The 18,420-nt window shown below is 45.9% G+C and carries 18 protein-coding genes and 1 pseudogene; 4 read left to right on the top strand and 15 right to left on the bottom strand.

The genetic code is table 11. The features are described from left to right. Positions 1 to 2: 2 nt before the first annotated feature. Positions 3 to 2,036: a tRNA(Met) cytidine acetyltransferase TmcA gene (locus A9E74_RS02115; protein ID WP_069295016.1), complete on the top strand. Its 2,034-nt coding sequence runs from the start codon at positions 3 to 5 to the stop codon at positions 2,034 to 2,036. Here A9E74_RS02115 and A9E74_RS02110 read toward each other — a convergent pair. The 8 genes from A9E74_RS02110 to rluC are packed head-to-tail and all read right to left on the bottom strand — an operon-like array spanning position 2,025 to position 7,562. After that, positions 2,025 to 2,363 (bottom strand): Rieske (2Fe-2S) protein, encoded by a 339-nt coding sequence (locus tag A9E74_RS02110; protein ID WP_069295015.1) that lies wholly within the window; start codon positions 2,361 to 2,363, stop codon positions 2,025 to 2,027. The two genes, A9E74_RS02115 and A9E74_RS02110, sit on opposite strands and share 12 nt — an antisense overlap. After that, positions 2,360 to 3,223 carry a PfkB family carbohydrate kinase gene (locus A9E74_RS02105; protein ID WP_069295014.1) on the bottom strand — a complete coding sequence of 288 codons (864 nt, stop codon included), beginning with the start codon at positions 3,221 to 3,223 and terminating at the stop codon, positions 2,360 to 2,362. The genes A9E74_RS02110 and A9E74_RS02105 overlap by 4 nt, the downstream gene beginning before the upstream one ends. 12 nt (positions 3,224 to 3,235) lie before the next feature. Then, the gene (locus tag A9E74_RS02100) at positions 3,236 to 3,883 is read right to left on the bottom strand and encodes an adenylate kinase (protein WP_069295013.1); all 648 of its coding nucleotides are present in this window, start codon (positions 3,881 to 3,883) and stop codon (positions 3,236 to 3,238) included. 42 nt (positions 3,884 to 3,925) lie between these two features. Then, entirely contained in the window at positions 3,926 to 4,765 is an 840-nt protein-coding gene (locus tag A9E74_RS02095; RefSeq protein WP_069295012.1) for an HDOD domain-containing protein, read from the bottom strand. Next, positions 4,756 to 4,917, bottom strand: a complete 162-nt coding sequence (locus A9E74_RS14320) for a hypothetical protein (protein WP_168800121.1) — start codon at positions 4,915 to 4,917, stop codon at positions 4,756 to 4,758. Before A9E74_RS14320 ends, A9E74_RS02095 begins: the two co-directional genes overlap by 10 nt. Beyond that, a complete protein-coding gene (locus tag A9E74_RS02090; protein ID WP_069295011.1) occupies positions 4,917 to 5,900 on the bottom strand; it encodes a S49 family peptidase in 984 nt (327 codons plus the stop codon). The genes A9E74_RS14320 and A9E74_RS02090 overlap by 1 nt, the downstream gene beginning before the upstream one ends. 43 nt (positions 5,901 to 5,943) lie before the next feature. Further along, positions 5,944 to 6,606: an HAD-IA family hydrolase gene (locus A9E74_RS02085; protein ID WP_069295010.1), complete on the bottom strand. Its 663-nt coding sequence runs from the start codon at positions 6,604 to 6,606 to the stop codon at positions 5,944 to 5,946. Next, complete coding sequence (gene rluC, locus A9E74_RS02080; RefSeq protein ID WP_069295009.1) at positions 6,603 to 7,562, bottom strand: 23S rRNA pseudouridine(955/2504/2580) synthase RluC; 960 nt, start codon at positions 7,560 to 7,562, stop codon at positions 6,603 to 6,605. Before rluC ends, A9E74_RS02085 begins: the two co-directional genes overlap by 4 nt. A gap of 541 nt (positions 7,563 to 8,103) precedes the next feature. Here rluC and A9E74_RS02075 point away from each other — a divergent pair. Both A9E74_RS02075 and A9E74_RS02070 read left to right on the top strand, forming a co-directional pair. Continuing rightward, positions 8,104 to 10,541, top strand: a pseudogene (locus A9E74_RS02075) (Rne/Rng family ribonuclease). Positions 10,542 to 10,557: 16 nt separating this feature from the next. Beyond that, entirely contained in the window at positions 10,558 to 10,818 is a 261-nt protein-coding gene (locus tag A9E74_RS02070) for a hypothetical protein (protein WP_084002831.1), read from the top strand. Here A9E74_RS02070 and kdsB read toward each other — a convergent pair. The 7 genes from kdsB to A9E74_RS02035 form a co-directional block, all read right to left on the bottom strand. Beyond that, positions 10,786 to 11,544, bottom strand: a complete 759-nt coding sequence (gene kdsB / locus A9E74_RS02065; RefSeq protein WP_069295007.1) for a 3-deoxy-manno-octulosonate cytidylyltransferase — start codon at positions 11,542 to 11,544, stop codon at positions 10,786 to 10,788. The two genes, A9E74_RS02070 and kdsB, sit on opposite strands and share 33 nt — an antisense overlap. Beyond that, positions 11,544 to 11,723 carry a Trm112 family protein gene (locus A9E74_RS02060; protein WP_069295006.1) on the bottom strand — a complete coding sequence of 60 codons (180 nt, stop codon included), beginning with the start codon at positions 11,721 to 11,723 and terminating at the stop codon, positions 11,544 to 11,546. The genes kdsB and A9E74_RS02060 overlap by 1 nt, the downstream gene beginning before the upstream one ends. Further along, positions 11,724 to 12,704 carry a tetraacyldisaccharide 4'-kinase gene (gene lpxK / locus A9E74_RS02055; RefSeq protein ID WP_069295005.1) on the bottom strand — a complete coding sequence of 327 codons (981 nt, stop codon included), beginning with the start codon at positions 12,702 to 12,704 and terminating at the stop codon, positions 11,724 to 11,726. Beyond that, complete coding sequence (msbA, locus tag A9E74_RS02050) at positions 12,704 to 14,458, bottom strand: lipid A export permease/ATP-binding protein MsbA (protein ID WP_069295004.1); 1,755 nt, start codon at positions 14,456 to 14,458, stop codon at positions 12,704 to 12,706. The genes lpxK and msbA overlap by 1 nt, the downstream gene beginning before the upstream one ends. Then, positions 14,455 to 14,880, bottom strand: coding sequence for an ExbD/TolR family protein (locus A9E74_RS02045; RefSeq protein ID WP_069295003.1), 426 nt, complete (start codon positions 14,878 to 14,880; stop codon positions 14,455 to 14,457). The genes msbA and A9E74_RS02045 overlap by 4 nt, the downstream gene beginning before the upstream one ends. Next, positions 14,877 to 15,512 (bottom strand): MotA/TolQ/ExbB proton channel family protein, encoded by a 636-nt coding sequence (locus tag A9E74_RS02040; RefSeq protein ID WP_069295002.1) that lies wholly within the window; start codon positions 15,510 to 15,512, stop codon positions 14,877 to 14,879. The genes A9E74_RS02045 and A9E74_RS02040 overlap by 4 nt, the downstream gene beginning before the upstream one ends. A gap of 200 nt (positions 15,513 to 15,712) precedes the next feature. Then, on the bottom strand, positions 15,713 to 17,830 hold the full coding sequence (locus tag A9E74_RS02035) for a DNA internalization-related competence protein ComEC/Rec2 (RefSeq protein ID WP_245652010.1): 2,118 nt from the start codon (positions 17,828 to 17,830) through the stop codon (positions 15,713 to 15,715). A gap of 71 nt (positions 17,831 to 17,901) precedes the next feature. Between A9E74_RS02035 and A9E74_RS02030 the strand changes: the two genes are divergently transcribed. Then, positions 17,902 to 18,420, top strand: a complete 519-nt coding sequence (locus tag A9E74_RS02030; RefSeq protein ID WP_084002829.1) for a DUF2062 domain-containing protein — start codon at positions 17,902 to 17,904, stop codon at positions 18,418 to 18,420.

Below are 18,420 nucleotides of genomic sequence, written 5' to 3'. Positions count from 1 at the left end.
TGATGACATTGAGCTTGCCATTACGCCGCTGCTTGTTGGTAAAAGGTGATTTGCAACTTTGTCATCAAACTGTTGAAGCCTTATTGGCCGTCTGGCAAACAACAGAGCATATCTGGCTGACTGATTCGTCTCAGGCTACTGCCGGTAAATATAGCCAAAAACAAGCCCGCCAATTTCTCGGCCGGGAATTTGATGTGGTTGTTTTTGATGCATTGCAGGAGTTCAACGCAGATAGCTTTGCAGCCATTATCGGCACCATTCGTGCTGGTGGCATTCTGGTCATTTTGCTGCCAGAAACCAATCCTGGATCTAACTGGTATCAACGATTTTCAATGATTATCGAACGCTATCTGATGGATTTCGCTGAATTCCACCATTGGCTGCCGGGTCAGATTTTACCCAGTGATTTTCGACCAGAAAAACACACGACAACCAGTGCGTTTAAGCTCACAGTTGATCAACAAAATGCCTTAAGCCTGTTACATAAAACGGCATTTGGTCACCGGCGTCGACCTTTAGTTATTACTTCTGACAGAGGTCGTGGCAAAACAGCTTTGTTGGGCGTGGCTGCTGCTGAATTGCTCAAACAGGGTAAACAGAAAATCGTGGTTACGGCGCCAAGTTATGCCAGCGTCGACACCTTGTTTACACACGCTGCCAAACAATTGGCTGACGCTCAATTAGGTCATGGACAGTTATTTTGGAATGATGGCGAGATTCAGTTTGTTGCACCAGATGCATTGCTGGAAAATGAACTGGAAGCGGATGTTTTACTGGTTGATGAAGCGGCAGCATTAACTTTGCCGATGTTGACACTAATGTTACAACGTTATTCGCGTATCATTTTTGCAACGACTCTGCATGGGTACGAGGGCAGTGGTCGTGGGTTTAAATTGCAGTTCCAGCAAATTCTTGAACAACAAGCACCGGGGTGGAGGCAGATTGAATTAATCGAGCCGGTACGCTGGAATCTCGGCGATGTTTTGGAGCAATTCAGCTTTGAACTATGTTTACTGGATGCTGAGCCGGTTGCTGAAGAATTGATCGTCGATCTTGGGATACAACGGCTGCAGGTTAAAAAACTGACTGCAACAGAATTATTACAGGATGAAGCCTTATTAAGGCAATGTTTTGGCTTGATGGTGACTGCACACTACCGGACTCGACCATCCGATTTGCAAATGCTGCTGGATCGTGAAGATATGTGGCTGTTGGGTGTGTTTAATCAGCAGCAACTGGTCGCCAGTGTCTGGCTGGTTAAAGAAGGTCCGATTAACCCACGATTAGCTGCAGCAGTGTTTGCCGGTGAACGCCGATTACATGGTCATCTGTTACCACAAACTCTGCTGGCTCATTCGGGGATCAGTATTGCCGGTGAATATCATTATCAAAGAATTGTAAGGATTGCTGTCCATCCGGCGTTGCAGAATCGCGGGATCGGCAAGTATTTATTAAGCGCCGTGACCAGTCATTTACCGGAAAACACCGACATATTAGGCTGCAGTTTTGCTGCCAGTGAAGCTTTGTTAAGGTTCTGGCAAAACAGCGATTATCGATTACTGCGAGTGGGGGCACACAGTGATCATGTCAGCGGGCGGCATGCGGTAATTCTGGCAAAGCCAATTAGTAAGGTTGGTGAAGGACTGGTGGAGCAAACCCAGCAACGACTCATTCAGCAGTGGCCGGAATTGTTACATAGCCAACTATGCCATCTGGAAAGCGGGCTGATCCCGTTGTTGACCCAAATGCTGCCGGAATCCGAATTGCCACTCAGTGCGATAGATGAAGAAGAGATTACCGCTTATGCTTTCCAGAAGCGCCATTACGATGCCTGCCAGGTTGCCATTCGGACATTTGTGTTGAATTGCGTGGCACAGCAGCGATTTTTATCACTACCAACCTTAATGCAATTGATTTGTTTACGGTTTGTATTGCAGCAGCAACCGATAGCGGCAGTCTGCCGGCAACTTAATTTAAAAGGTAAGCAGGATCTGCTTCAGCAGTTGCGTGAAGCGGTGCGGATCTTATTGTTGTGAGACCAGATACAGCTCACCATCATTAATTTCTGTTTGTAAGGCGGTCAGGCTTTGTCCACGGCAGGGACCGGAAATACAATAGCCTTCTTCCAAGGTAAATAATGCGCCATGAGTTGAACATTGAATATGGGTTTCTTCCAGCGATAAAAACTTGTCCGGCTGCCAGTTCAATGGAATGCCTAAATGCGGGCAATGATTTAGATAGGCGCGGATTTGCTTGCCTTGGCGAAGCACGACAATATCCAGTTCACCTTCTTCTAATGGGATTTGAAATCCATAGCTTTGATGGTCTTTCAGGTCTTTGATATGACATACAAATTTTTTCATAATGATTTAACAAGATTCTCAAAACCATATTGTTGGCATTTGCGGGCAGCCAACTGACTGGCAAATTGCAGACTGTCATTAAGCGACTTTTTTGCCAACAGACTATGGATCATGCCGGCATTAAAGGTGTCACCAGCTCCCAGACTGTCGACTGCCTTTGGAATTTTGGTCGCGGGGCAAAAAATCATCTGTGCATTGTGCCAGCCATACGCTCCCTCTGCACCCCAGGTGCAGGTTGCTGAATGTGCATGACAAACAGCATCAAACAAATCCTCAGAAAGACGAAAACCTTTTGCTTCTGCATATGCTCTGGAGAAAAACAGCCAGTCTGCCATGTCGAATAAACTTTCGATGCTGTCACGAGGTTTTTCAATTTCAAGGGATATCGGCACATTTGGTGAATTTTGCCGACAATGTTCGAGTATTTTTGCTAGCTCTGTAATGTTGCGGCCTTCAAAATGTAACCAGTCGAACTGAGTTAAATCGATTTGTCGGAATGCGTCAAAAGATAATTCCGGGCAATCACGGTGATGCACAATGGTTCGACTGCCATTCTGGCGGTTCAGTGTGATATAGGAAGTTGGCATTTTGCCCTCGTTGAGGCGAGGGCAAAATTGGGTATTGATCTGATAGTGATTTAGATCGGCTTCGATAAGCTGAACATCAGCCTCATCAATCAAGGTTGCCGCCAAAAAACTTTGATGGCCCAGCTGACTTAGTACACAAAGTGTGTTGCTGGCATTACCACCACGGCTGATGCGCTGTGTTATTGCACGAACTTCATCGTCTTCTGCCGGAAAACTGGCAACTTCATTGATAATATCCAGTGTGGCAATGCCGGTGGCCAGAATAGCTGCCATCAGTTAATCAAATCAGATGTCGTCGAAAATAGCACCGACTGCATCAGTAATCGCATCAATATCACCGGTACCTTTAATGGTGTGTAGTTTGTTTTGCTGCTGATAAAAACCCACCAGTGGCGCGGTTTGTTCTTCGTATACTTTCAAACGATTTTCGATGGTGGCTTCGTTATCATCCTGACGCTGGAATAACTCGCCGCCACAGTTATCACAGACACCTTCTTCAGCCGGTGGTGATAAATGCACGTTAAAGATAGCACCACAATCTTTACAGGTACGACGTCCGGTTAAACGTTGCATCAATTCATTGAATGGTACATCCAGCAACACAACACCTTGTAACGGTTGTCCCAGATCAACAAGCATCTGATCCAATGCTTCCGCTTGAGCAATATTACGTGGGAAGCCATCGAGGATATAACCATTCTTGGCATCATCATGGGTTAAACGTTCACGAATAAGGCCAATCACGATTTCATCAGATACCAGGGCGCCAGCATCCATCGCGGATTTAGCCTGTTTACCCAGATCAGAACCTGCGGTGACGGCGGCACGTAACAAATCGCCAGTGGAAATTTGCGGGATATCGAATTTTTTCGATAGAAAAACACCCTGAGTGCCTTTACCGGAACCCGGCGCGCCAAGTAATACTGTTCTCATGTTTGCCTCTTACTAGTTTGCTGTTCGTTTAAAGTTAGATTCTTATAATAAGTTTGCTGCCAAATGCTCTAATTGTATGGCAACTTTACGCAATAACGGTGGAATTATCTCTGGGGACAAGCCTAATCTTTCCCAAGCGACGGGATCTAATGGCGGTACATGCATATCCCCACTATGGCCGAAAGGAACTGCGCTTACCATCACATCGGCCACGTGCACGATGCAGACTTCTACTGCGTAACCTGAAGCCACAGGCTGATGATGATGTCTGGCAACAAATCCTAACGATTCGGGTAAACGCCATGCCTGAATTAAGGCTTCACCGACTTCGGTATGATCAAAACCGATCACCCTTTTTTCAGCTAAATGTAAAACCTCATGGCCGAAACGGGCACTTTTAATCGATTCAGCGGCAAGCTCAGGCATTGACTGATACAGCACCAGACTGCCGATATTGTGCAACAGCCCGCCAATCAGATATTGCTCACTTTGTTTATGACCGGCGGCTTCAGCCAACAATTTGGCGCAGATAGCGCAAGCCAGACTGTGTCGCCAGAAGGTGTTCATCTCGATCAGTGTTTTTGGAATGCCAGTGAATGCATTGACTACAGAGGTTGCCAATACCAAATGGGTCAGTTCACGGATCCCGATAACGGTAATAGCTCTGGAAATAGTGTTGATTTGAGAAGGAAAACCGTAAAACGGACTATTAACGATCTTCAATAAGCGTGTTGTCAGCGCGGGATCGGTATTAATGATTTTACTGATATCGTCAATTGCACTATCTGGATCATTAATCAATTCATCCAGCCGCGCATAGGTACTGGGCGGTGAGACCAATTCGAGTGATTTATTAACCAGTGATTGCGCTGTTAAAGCCATGCTGCATCCGGTTCATCGGGTGTTAATTTTTCCAGCGATGCTTCATTAAATAACAAGGCAATCAATGGGTGGTTCAAATCAGCATAGCGGAACAATTCCTGACGTTCAGCCAGCGCCTTTGCTGCAAGTTCATCATGATGCCCGGTTGTCATTAGCGCAGATTCCAATATTGACTGCTGATTAATGTTTCGCTGATTTTGACGCCGAGACTGCCGGCAAATCGATCCAGATAGCTTGGGCGAGGCGTGTAATCGACAATGTCTTCTGCACCAACAATGTCTCTGGCAACTGTGCTGCTATTCGCAAGTCCATCAACCAAGCCGAGCTCAAGTGCCTGTTCACCTGACCAGAACAGGCCAGAGAAAATCTCATCATTATTTTTCAAGCGATCACCACGACCTGTTTTGACCACATCAATGAATTGCTGATGAATGTTATCAAGCATTTTGTGTGCATGCTCCACATCATCCTGTTGTAACGGCATAAAGGGATCCAGAAAAGCTTTATTTTCGCCAGCAGTCAATGAACGTCGTTCTACTCCTAGTTTATCCATTGCTTCAGTGAAGCCAAAACTATCCATACGTACGCCAATCGAACCGACAATACTGGCTTTATCTGCATAAATTTCATCAGCAGCTACTGCGATGTAATAGCCACCGGATGCACATACATCCTGAATAACGGCATAGACCCGGAAGTCAGGACGAGTGGCACGCAGGCGTGTTATTTCATCATTGATAACACCTGATTGAACCGGGCTGCCACCTGGGGTGTTCATTCGAATGATCAAGCCTTGGGCCTGTGGATTTTCAAATGCATCGCGAATACCGGTCACAATACGATCTGCACTAGCTTCAGTGTTTGGCGCGATCACGCCGCTTACTTCAACTAAAGCGGTATGGGGTCCTGATGGTAATGAGGAACCGCCGAATGGTCTGGTAACTAAAAATACGGCAACCAGATAAAGCAGGATTAAAAATTTAAATAGATAACCCCAACGGCGTGATGCACGTTGTTCTTTAATGGCAGCAAATGCGAGATCTTGTAAAAGTTTGCGTTCCCATTTGTCATTTTGCGCTGCATCATTTTGCGGTGGTTGCGTATGTTCCGGTGGGAAGTCGCCAAAAGTTGCCATTGTGTTTCATCCTGAACAATAAAGTGAGTGGGTCACATCATAATCAAAAGCGCACGTTGTTACCATGCAACCAATCATCCAATGCAAACAAGTCATTAACGATATGCAGCGGATCGCATGCTTCAAGCCTGTCCAATGCATGTGCACCGTGAGTGATAGCAACACTTTTCGCCTTTGCATTGTGAGCCATCAGCAAATCAAATTCGGTGTCACCAATCATAATCGTATCTTCAGCTTTTACACCGCAGAATTCGATTAATTGTTCCAGCATTTGCGGATGTGGTTTGGAATGACATTCATCCGCACAACGTGTTGCTGTAAATAAATCAGCCAAACCGGTTTCCGCTAGCACTTTATCCAGACCTCGCCGGCCCTTACCGGTTGCCACGCCGAGGAAAATATTCTGATTTGCCAGTTTATGCAATAACTCAACGGCATTATCAAACATCGGTGATTCATGTGGATGATCCAGCCAGATATCGCGATAAGCCATTGCCAGCCTTTGAATATCTGCATCGGTACTATGAGGATAAAGTGTACGAACAGCTTCAGAGAGTCCTAAACCAATAATCTGTCTGATCGCCGTATCGGTTAAGGGCGATAATTGCAGTTTGTGGATTGCTTCACGCATGCAAAACACAATATGACTGGTGGAATCCATCAGTGTGCCATCCCAATCAAAGACGATCAGCTGATAGTGACTCATGACTGTGCTTCCAATTTTTTTAAAACATCATTTAATGAATCAGGTAATTCAGCATGAAAGGTCACTGGCTCATGAGTGATTGGATGTTTGATGGAAAGCTGCCAGGCATGCAAAAACATACGTTTTAAGCCAAATTGTTTCAGACGTTTATTAAATTCGCGATCACCGTATTTTTCGTCACCGGCAACGGGATGTGACTGGCTGGCACTGTGTACCCGAATCTGGTGCGTTCTACCGGTATAAAGTTTGGCGGCAACCAGCTGACAATCAACAAAATTCTGTTTTACCTCAAACAAGGTTTTGGATTTTTTACCGTTAATATCCGGTGCAACCATGCGCTCACCTGAGCTCAAGGTATTCTTCTGCAATGCCAGATCAACAATATTTTCATTAGCCGGCCAGTGGCCCTTGGTTAACGTTAGATAACGTTTATCAGTTTCAGAATTTTTCATCTGTTCTTGTAGATTGAGCAGTGCTTCGCGACTTTTTGCTATCACCAGACATCCTGACGTATCCCGATCCAGACGATGTACCAATTCTACAAAGCGATTATCCGGGCGGATAATGCGCATGGCTTCAATAACGCCTAGCTGGATTTGGCTGCCTGCATGGACTGCAAGGCCGGAAGGCTTGTTAATCACCAGCAGAGCATCATCTTCCATTAGAATAGACTGCTCAAGCGCCTCGGTAAGCGAATCTGATAAATCTGTGATGATGACTTTTTCACTGACGCGAAGCGGGGGAATTCGCACTTGGTCACCGGCCTGCAGTCTGTAGGTCTGTTTGATGCGACCTTTATTGACCCGAACCTCACCTTTGCGCAGAGCACGATAAATCCGGCTTTTGGGAACACCTTTTTCCAATGTAATCAAAAAATTATCGATCCGCTGCCCAGCCTGATCGGCCCGAATATCGATAAATTGAACTGCTGGAGTTGCTTGTGAGGAATTCGCCATAAATTATTGTTAGGTTATTTCTTGCTGATGTGGTTGCAGACTGATATATTTCGCCGTTGGTCTGTACGTAAAATGAGGTCAGTATACCGACTTTCTATTAATCAGACTTAAGCAAACGTCGCGCCCCCTAGGAATGGGGTTGATGCGGCTAAGGACACGAAACGAATTTGAATACGCTGAACAGGGGTTCAGTGATGCAGGGCTCCCTAAAACGGAGCTTGTTTTTGAGAATAAATGGTTCCCACGTCTGGCTACAGCAAAACAAATAGCAAAAAATGTACAAGACAGGGCGACGAAGTAAATAATCAAACGTACTGTGACTAAAGAGAGTCGCAAACGTTATGTAGCGTTGCAGAACCCTATTGCAGCCACAATGTGATGACATTGTATTAATGACCAGTAATCTGAGAATTCGATGCTGGCAGTGCCCGATTAGTTGATTATATTGCTGTTAAAACGCCGTTCTGGATGCTCTGGGCAGGCTGATGCCGCCCGGCTTACTGACTGTACCGACGCGTGAACCTCTAACTGAGGTTTATGAATGAAACGAATTTTAATTAACGCAACGCACGAGGAAGAGTTGCGTGTTGCGATGGTCGATGGCCAACGCTTGTTCGATTTAGATATCGACACCCCTTCCAGAGAACAAAAGAAAGGCAATATTTACAAAGGTAAAATCACTCGCGTAGAACCCAGTCTTGAGGCTGTTTTTGTTGAATACGGTTCTGAGCGCCAAGCTTTCTGCCACTAAAAGAAATCAGCAAAACCTATTTCAGACAACACAAAGATGATGGCGAAGGTAATGGCCGCATCAATGTGCAGGACGTGCTTTCTGTCGGTCAGGAATTAGTCGTTCAGATTGAGAAAGAAGAGCGTGGAAATAAAGGCGCAGCACTGACTACCTTTATCAGCCTGGCGGGTCGTTATCTGGTATTAATGCCAAACAGTCCACGTGCCGGTGGTATTTCACGCCGCATTGAAGGTGATGATCGCGCTGAATTGCAAGAAGCCTTACGCGAGCTGGAAATCCCTGAAGGCATGGGCATGATCGTCCGCACCGCTGGTGTTGGCAAGCAAACCGAAGAGCTGCAATGGGATCTGGAATATCTGGTCCAGTTGTGGACAGCGATTGATTTAGCTACCAAAGACCGCAGCGCGCCATTTCTGGTTTATCAGGAAAGCAACATCATCATCCGTGCTTTACGTGATTATTTACGTAAGGATATTGGTGAAATACTGGTCGATTCCCCAGAAGTCTATCAAACCGGTTATGACTTCATGCGCATGGTTATGCCGCATGAATTGAATAAATTCAAGTTATACCAAGACAAAGTACCGTTATTTACCCGTTACCAACTGGAAAGCCAGATTGAGAGTGCCTTCCGTCATGAAGTGCGCCTGCCTTCCGGTGGTGCTTTGGTCATTGACCCCACTGAAGCGTTGATTTCAATTGACGTTAACTCGGCCCGTGCTAATAAAGGCGGTGATATCGAAGAAACGGCACTGAACACCAATCTCGAAGCGGCTGAAGAAATTGCCCGTCAATTACGCCTGCGTGATTTGGGTGGTCTGGTGGTTATCGACTTTATTGATATGGGCCCAACGCGCAATCAACGTGAAGTTGAAAACCGTCTGCGTGACCATTTGAAATCGGATCGGGCACGGGTGCAAATTGGCCGTATTTCCCGCTTTGGTTTGTTAGAAATGTCACGTCAACGTTTGCGTCCGGCACTAGGTGATGCACATCAGGAAGTTTGTCCACGTTGTGCTGGTTTAGGCCATGTACGTGGGGTTGAATCCTTAGGTTTAGCGGTGTTACGACTGGTTGAAGAAGAAGCCACTAAAGATAATGTCAGCCAATTGGTCGTGCAGTTGCCAGTCTCAGTTGCGACTTTCATGCTAAATGAAAAGCGTGCACAGATTGATGCGATTGAGAAACGTCATGGTGTGCGTTTGTTGCTGATTCCTAATCCACACTTGGAAACACCGCATTACGATATCGAACGCATCAAAGATGGCAATGAAAAACAAACCAGCAGCCATCAATTAATAAGCACGCCTGAAATCGAAGCGGCAGTAGTATTGAAAGAAAAACCCGTGATGGAGCAGCCTGCAGTTACCGGAATAGCTCCTATTGCTCCAGCACCAATTATCAAGCCGACCGCAGCCGTACAACCGGAACGTAAACCAAGTCTGTTAAAACGTTTGTTAGGAGTTTTAACTGGTTCGCCTGTGGAAGAGCCTGTGGAAGCATCCAAGCCGCGCACTGCAGAAAAAGAGAGCGATGCCGAGAGGGAAGCTCGTAATCAGAACCGTCGTAGTCGTGGACGCAACAATAGTAATCGACGCAATAACAACCGGCCACGTCGGCCGGAAGGTGTTGCAGGTGAAGAGCTGACTACTGCTAAAGCGGCTGCACCTAGTGCTGCTGCTAACGTTGTTGAAGCTGAAAATAAACCTGCAGTCGATGCTAACGGCGAAGAAAAATCACGTAATCCGAATGCTAAACGCTCGCGTCGTGGTGGTCGCCGTCGTCGTGGACGCGGTGAAGGTGACGTAGCAACTGCGACGGATACCACGGTTAACACCGCTAATGAAACAGTTGAAAAAGTGGAACGTGTCGAAAGAGGTAATGCTATTCCGACACCGCCGCCAGAAGTGAATGGTAATGCCATTCCTGCGCCGGAACCTGAAATAAACGGTAATGCGATTCCAGTTTCGACAGAGCCGGAGATTGATGGAAATAAAATACCGGAAAAATCTGCGCCACGTCGTTCGCGTACCAGCACCAGTGCCAGTACTAATAATCGTCGCCGTCGCGGTGCACCACCGAAAGATAAAGAAAACCGTGAAGCAAATGAGGTAGAAAAAAATTCTGCTTCGGCTGATAATGAGACTCAGAAGGTTGAAAAACCTAAGCCAGTTGAAAAACCAAAACCAACTGAAGAGAGTCCTAAAGCAGATGCCAAGGAATCATAAATTTAGCTGTGACGACTTGCTGAACCTTATTGGGCAGCAAGTCGTATATCACCATCAACGCTGTGAGATCATTGAGTTGCTGGACGGTTGTGAGTTGGTGTTACAAGAGCTCAATCAAGGTAGCAATATTCAGCCGACACAATATGGAGAAGGGCATCGCCCGGTGCCGGTCACCCATGTGTTACCGGTCTTTGATGGTGAAGGTGAATTACACACCGAACTTGTCGCTGCTGGCCTCGATCAATTATTGAGAGAGCAAGGCCTCTACGGCCAGTAAATCCTGTTCGGTATCTACACCATGACCAGGATCAACCTGGGCTTCAGTTAAATGTATCCGGTTTCCATGGTAAAGCGCCCGTAGCTGTTCCAATGATTCAAATTGTTCCGGTGGCGCAGGTGGTAATTCGTGATAACGATGTAAAAAATCCGCTCGATAAGCGTACATGCCAACATGTTTTAAATGCGGCATTGTGAATTTATCAATAGCCTGTTTGTTATTAAACTGTTCGCGTAGCCAGGGGATAGGGGCGCGACTAAAATACATCGCATAACCTTTAGCATCCACCACCACTTTAACGATATTAGGATCAAACACCTGCTTAGCATCTTCTAACGGGCTGTATAACGTTGTGATTGCTGCCTCACGATGATGGGCCAGATCTGCTGCAACTTGATTAATCAATACAGCGGGTAAACACGGCTCATCTCCCTGCACATTGACCACTAAATCATCACCATGGAATGCTCTTATTTGCGCCACCTCGGCCAAACGATCGGTGCCGGAAATATGATCATCACGGGTCATGCAGACATCCGCACCAAAACGCTTTGCGGCTTCGGCAATACGCTGATCATCGGTGGCAATAATCACTTCACTGGCTTCACTGGCTAAAGCGCGTTCATAAACATGTTGAATCATCGGCTTGCCAGCGATTTCTCGTAAAGGTTTGCCAGGCAGTCGGGTGGAAGCAAAGCGAGCTGGGATAATGATTTTAAATTGCATCAGTCGATTTCTTCTGCAGAAAGTTCTCGCGCCTCATCAATCAGCATTACTGGGATTTCATCACGAATCGGATAAGCAACTCGACAGGCTTTACAAACCAGTTCCTGTGATTGTTTGTCATAGATAAGACTGCTTTTGCAAACAGGGCAGGCGAGTATTTCCAATAACGTTTTATCCATTTAGAGTTCTCTTAGTTTTTGGTCGATTTCAGGGCCAAGCGAAGCACTCAGTTTGGCCTCAGCTGGTACATACCACATATTTTCGCTAGCAAATTGCTGACATTTTACCGCATCTTTTTCTGTCATCAGTATTGGGTATGGCTCGGGGAACTGGAAATCAGCGGCAGTGTAATGTTGATGATCGGCAAATGCATGGGGTATCACGGTTAATCCCAACTGCTGTAATTGATCAAAAAAACGTTGGGGATGACCGATACCTGCCACAGCATGAACGGGTGTGCTAACGAACTCGCTTAACGCTTTTTGAGTTGTTTCATTCTGTAATTGAACGGCCTGCTGGATCTGCAGCTGCATGTTAAGTGCAGCGTTATCTTGCACACCGTGTTGAATAATAAAGTCGACTGTCTGTAGGCGAGAGATCGGTTCGCGTAAAGGACCAGCGGGTAAACACGCCTTATTTCCAATACCGCGTTTAGTGTCAATAATGACAATTTCCAGGTCACGTTGTAGTCGGTAATGTTGTAAACCATCATCAGTAATAATGATGTTGCAGTTATTTTCTGCTAATAGTTGTTGACCGGCTGCAATCCGATCAGCAGCCACTACCACCGGACATTGAGTCCGTCTATGAATCAACAGCGGTTCATCCCCAACCTGTGCTGCCAGACTGTCATGATGAACACTACAAGGATAATAATCAGCTTTACCGCCATAACCACGACTGATAATACCCGGTCGCCAACCCTGTTTTTGTAAAAACAGGGCCAGCCAGATAACAAAAGGCGTTTTGCCACTGCCGCCGACACTGATATTGCCAACCACAATCACTGGGACTGGCAAGGCTAATTGTTTAAAAATGCCAGTTCGATATGCCTGGCGACGTAGCATGATAATTAATCGATAGAGCCAGCTTAAAGGCAATAACAGCCACGTTAACAGAGAGGGGCGATACCAGCTATTGGTCAGCCAATCCAATTTCATTAGTGCTGCTGAAACTGCAATCGATGTAATTCAGCATAATGGTGGCCTTTATCCAGCAATTGCTGATGTGTTCCGGTCTCAACAATATGGCCATCATGCATCACAACAATAAGATCGGCTTTTTCGATGGTTGAAAGCCGATGAGCAATCACTAATGTTGTCCGGCTTTGCATCAGATTTTCCAGAGCTTTCTGAATATGACGTTCAGCTTCAGAATCGAGAGAGGCGGTAGCCTCATCCAGAATCAGAATCGGTGTATCACGTAGTAACGCTCGGGCTATCGCCAGTCGTTGGCGTTGTCCGCCTGATAGTAAGACACCGTTCTGTCCCACCTGCGTTTGTAATCCTTCTGGAAGCCGTTGAATAAACTCCCAGGCATGGGCCTGTTTAGCCGCTTCGATAATACGTTCTTCCGCAACGGCTTGTTTCTGACCATAGGTAATATTATTGGCGATAGTATCGTTAAATAAAATAACCTGTTGATTGACAAGCGAAATCTGATTTCGCAGGTCAAGTAGTTTGAGGCTGCAAATATCTATTTCATCAATGAAAATCTGACCGCTGGTTGGCATATAAAAACGTGGTAACAGGCTGACTAAGGTCGTTTTACCACTACCAGAATGGCCAACAAAAGCAATGGTCTGACCAGCCTTGATTTCAAAACTGATATTGTCCAACACTTTTCGTGCAGTATTGTCGTATTGAAAGCTCACCTGCTGATAGCGAATATCGCCTTTAGCCTGTTTAAGTTCGCGCTCACCGGTATCTGCTTCAGGTTGCTGATCCAGCATAGTAAACACACTGTCTGCAGCAGCAATACCAGCCTGCAGTTTTGAGTTGAGTTTGGTAAGCCGTTTAAGCGGAGTCAAAATCATGAACATGGCGGTGATAAATGAGATGAAGGTACCGACAGTAATTTGATTCAAAACCTGCGGCAGGGTCGCCAGATAAATCACTACAGCTAAACCTAGCACTGCAATCAGTTCGATAATGGGCTGACTGGTTGCTTCGGTCGCAATTTTTTTCATTCGTTGGCGGCGATTGAGTTGGTTAACCTTATCAAACCGTTTGGCTTCGTATTGATGGCTGCCAAAGGTTTTAACTTCCCGATGACCTTCAATGACTTCACTTGATGTATGGCTCACATCTCCCATGGAATTCTGAATGGTTTTACTGATACGACGGAAACGGGTACTGATTTTATAAACCAGTAATCCTATAAACGGTACGGTCAGCAAGATAATTAATGACAACATGCCATTGAGATAAATCATCCAGGCCAGAAGACCGACGATAGTCAATGTATCCCTGACCAAAACCAGTATGGCGTCAGTAGCTGCGTCTGCCACTTGCTCAACGTCGTAGAGTAATTTCGACATTAACTGACCGGAGGTACTCTTGTCGTAAAAACTGGCTGGTAAGGTCAGCAAACGATCAAACATCTCAGTACGCAAGGTCATAATGACATTACGGGCGATCCAGCCTAATCCATAGGTTGTCAGGAAATTCGCGACACCTCGAACCAGAAAAATGCCAATCAGCACGATGGGGATCCATTTGATAATAAAAGGATCTTTCTCAACAAAGCTGCCATCCATTAATGGTTTCATCAGGGCAGCCATTGCGGTTTCGCTACCGGCATATACCAGCATGGCCAGAATCACAGCAGCAAATACCAGCCAATAGGGTTTGACATAGGTAAGCAGGCGCTTATAGAGCTGAAAAGCGCTCATCTCAGTCGCTATTTGTTTCATGGAGTCTCAGTTGTTTTTTGTCGTGTCGCTAGCGTCAAACGGGTAAAGCCGAGTAATTGGGCTGCATCCATGGCAGTAACGATATGTTGGTATTCAGCATTGGCATCTGCACTGATAATAATATGTGGATCGTCATTGTCACCGGCCGTGGCTTTGAGTAAATCACGCAAAGCATCACGGGTCAGTTCGGCCATTGGGGTGTCGTTGACCAGCACTTCACCATTGGCCCGAATAATAATATCAATCGGCGCTTCCTGTTCTACTAATGCCTGGCCACTGGCTTCGGGCAAATCGACTTTTAAAGAGCTTTCGCGGATAAAACTGGTCGACACCATAAAAAACAGTAATAACAAAAACACCACATCAATCATCGGGGTGAGATTGACATCAGGTTCCTCAGAGTTACGAGGCAGCAATTTCATTGCGCACGAGCCTCATCGGGGTCAAATTCACGTTCGCCATGTAACATTTCAATTAATTGCATGGCTTGTTCTTCCATACTGACGACCAGCTGATTAATTTTTCCGCGGAAGTAGCGATAAAAAATGACGCTGGGAATAGCCACAACCAAACCCGCTGCCGTGGTAAGTAATGCTTCTGAAATGCCGCCAGCCAGTGTTTCAGGATTACCGACACCTTCCAGCGTAATCACCGCAAACACTTTGATCATGCCGATAACCGTTCCCAATAAACCAATCAAAGGTGATATGGCGGCAATGGTTCCCAAGGTATTAAGATTGCGTTCAAGTTGTTGGGTCACATGTCGACCGGTGTCTTCAATACTCTCTTTGGTGATATCGCGGGAGCTATTGCGATTAATTAGTCCGGCGGCGAGAATTTGGCCAAGAGGAGAATTTTTTTGTAACGAGTTGATTCGATATTGGTCGATTTGTTTGAACTGTAACCATTGCCAGATTTGGGTAATTAACTCAGGTGGTGCGATTCGACGTTGTTGTAGGCTCCAAAATCGCTCTGCAATAATCGCAATCGCAATTATTGAACAGCCAAGTAGCGGTAACATCAGCCAGCCACCTGCTTTAAATAGTTCCAGCATGCTCCATCCGTCCCAGTTATTGAAATGTTGTCATGATACGTGAAAACGCGATTATTCAGTAGCGTTGCGCATCCAAATTCTGCGCTGTTGTTCGCGCCAGCTTGCAGGCATTAAATTCATCTGTGGATCGAGTTTTATCTGTAATGCGCCTTGGGTACCGGTTTGATGGGCTTGGCTACCTATTTTATGGTAACGGGCAACTACTTCGGCAGCCGGAAAGTTATAACGGTTTTGAAAGCCACTGGCGAATAAAACAAAGCTAGGTGATACCTGTTCAATAAAAGCAGCAGACGATGAGCTGCGACTGCATGATGAGGTGCAACGATAATATCTGCACTGAGTTGCTGAGCATATTTTCGCACCAACTCGATTTCGGCCCGACGTTCAATGTCACCCGTTAATAAGATACTGCCGTATGGACTAGTGATTTTAAGTACGCAGGATAAATCATTACGCGTGCCTGATTGGTTAACAGCGGGATGAAAAATTTCAAACTGCACGTAATCCCATTGCCACGATTGACCCTGCAGGCAGGGCTTACTGCCAGTGAGTTTATCCGGATCACTGCTTAATATCTGCTTGGTCGGATAAGCTGCTAAAACCGCATCGGCACCACCGATATGGTCATTGTCAGCATGACTTATCATCAACATATCCAATTGTTGAACCCCGTGATAACGGAGAAAAGGAACAACAACTGCTGAGCCGGTATCAAACTCGCCAAAAGCAGGACCGGTATCAAATACCAAAGTGTGATGTTGGGTTTGTATGACAGCAGACAGGCCCTGTCCCACATCAAGTAAGGTAAACCAGACTTCTGCAGGACCAGGTCGATTGGGACTGTAAAAGAAAATTGGCAGTAGTAATACAGCACCTAACCAGCGCAGTGGCCATCCACGCGGGGCAAGTAGTATCAATATACCAATTACTGACAAGCACAGCAGTCCAACAGAAAACACTGGAGTTTGCCAAACTGACAAGGGCGACCTGGCCAGAAAATCCAGATACCACCATAAAATAGATAATAACCTTTCAGTAAAATCCAGCAACCAGACGGCTAGCGGTATATCAATGCTTAATAGCGCCATCGTCACTAATAACAATGGCACAATCAAAAAACTCACCACAGGTACAGCTACTAAATTGGCCAGTGGGGCAATTAAAGACGTTTCCCGAAAGAACAACAATAACAACGGCGTTAACGCGACAGCTATCCACAAATGAATATGTAACCAAAGCCACTTTCGTGCGGGTTGACGATATTGTGCTACATACAGAATGCTTAACACGGCGGCAAAGGATAGCCAGAAACCGACGGCCAACACGGCAAATGGGTCGATGAACAGGACCAATATCAAACTCAGACTTAAAACCTGCAAGGGCTCTATGCGGCGTTTAATAAAGATACTGAGCATGACTACCGTGACCATTACCAAAGCACGTTGCGTTGGGATGGATAAACCCGCTAACAAGGCATAGAAAATGGCAAGTAACAGGCCGCCAATTGCACCAGCTTGCCGATCACTTAATTTTAGTAACTGTTGGCTACGCATCCGCCAGATGGTTTTGATGGCAAAAAAGCCTAATGCCGCGGCCAATCCGATATGTAACCCAGAGATCGCTAAAAGATGGCTGGTTCCGGTTTGTCTTAACGTTTCCCATTGTGCTGAAATCATTCGATCCCGGTTACCGACAGCCAAACCCTCAATCAAAGCCAAATGGGGACTGTGTTCCAAAGTAGCAGACATTTTGGCAATTAACGCTGACCGCCAATGGTTGATCGAGAATATCGAAGCCGATTGGAGTTTCTGATTTAAATCCGATTGCCGTATATAACCTGTCGCCCCAATCTTTTGCTGAAATAACCAGGATTCATAATCAAAACCGCCAGGGTTCGCCATTCCTTGAGGCACTTTCAAGCGCACCAGAAGTTGCCATTTTTCATTGGCTTGAGGGACGAGCTCAGGCGGGTAATACCAACTCAGACGAATTTTTTCAGGTAATTTTATGTTGTGATTTTCAGGTTTAAATTCAAATCGAACCCGTTGATCGTTATGATGGGGCAAAGAGTCAATGAAACCAGTAACCAGGATATCTTGTCCCTGAATAGAAGGATCAAGTTGGTTATCCAATCTTAAGTGGGCTTGTGTGCTGGTCCAAACTAACGCCACAACAAATGTCAGAACGGTCCAATTTGACCTGTGCCAAGCAATTATAATCAAGGGGAAAAGTGTGAGCAGCCAATACCATGCCGGTAGCTGTGGCAACCATGCTACCAGCAAACAGCCCGACAAAAATGCAATAGCAGGTTTGACCATATATCCCTATAATGACCGCCGTTTGTCCGTAATACTGAGACGCAATGCCTCGTAAGTTCCTGAAACGAATAATGCCAGATCACGTCACCATGCGCGAGCATAAGCACTTGCGTCGTTTTGGTGAAAAGATCATGGCGCCTGAGTTATGGCATTTGAACAGGAAGTCAGTATCAGCAGCAGTAGCGATTGGCTTATTTCTGGCGTTTATTCCGATGCCGGCACAAATGCTTGTCGCAGCCATTTTTGCTATTTGGCTGCGCGTCAATCTGCCTATCGCGGTGATGAGTGTCTGGATCACTAATCCGCTGACAATGGCACCCATTTTCTTTTTCAGTTACAAAATTGGCGCAATGATATTGGATGTGCCGCTTCGAACCCACGAATTCGCTTTTAGTCTTGAGTGGCTCTGGGAAGAATTAGGTTTTATCTGGCAACCGTTTTTACTCGGTTCAGTAATATGTGGTGTATTGGCTGCTGTACTGGGAGTTATAGTCGTTCGACTAATCTGGCGCTTGGTGGTTATTCACAGCTGGTTAAAGCGTTATCGCCGTCAAAAAGCGCGACGTGATAATGACAGTAACCAACCATAA

The organism is Methylophaga muralis (assembly GCF_001720165.1).
GTDB lineage: Bacteria > Pseudomonadota > Gammaproteobacteria > Nitrosococcales > Methylophagaceae > Methylophaga > Methylophaga muralis.
This window is presented reverse-complemented; position numbering and strand designations above follow the sequence as displayed.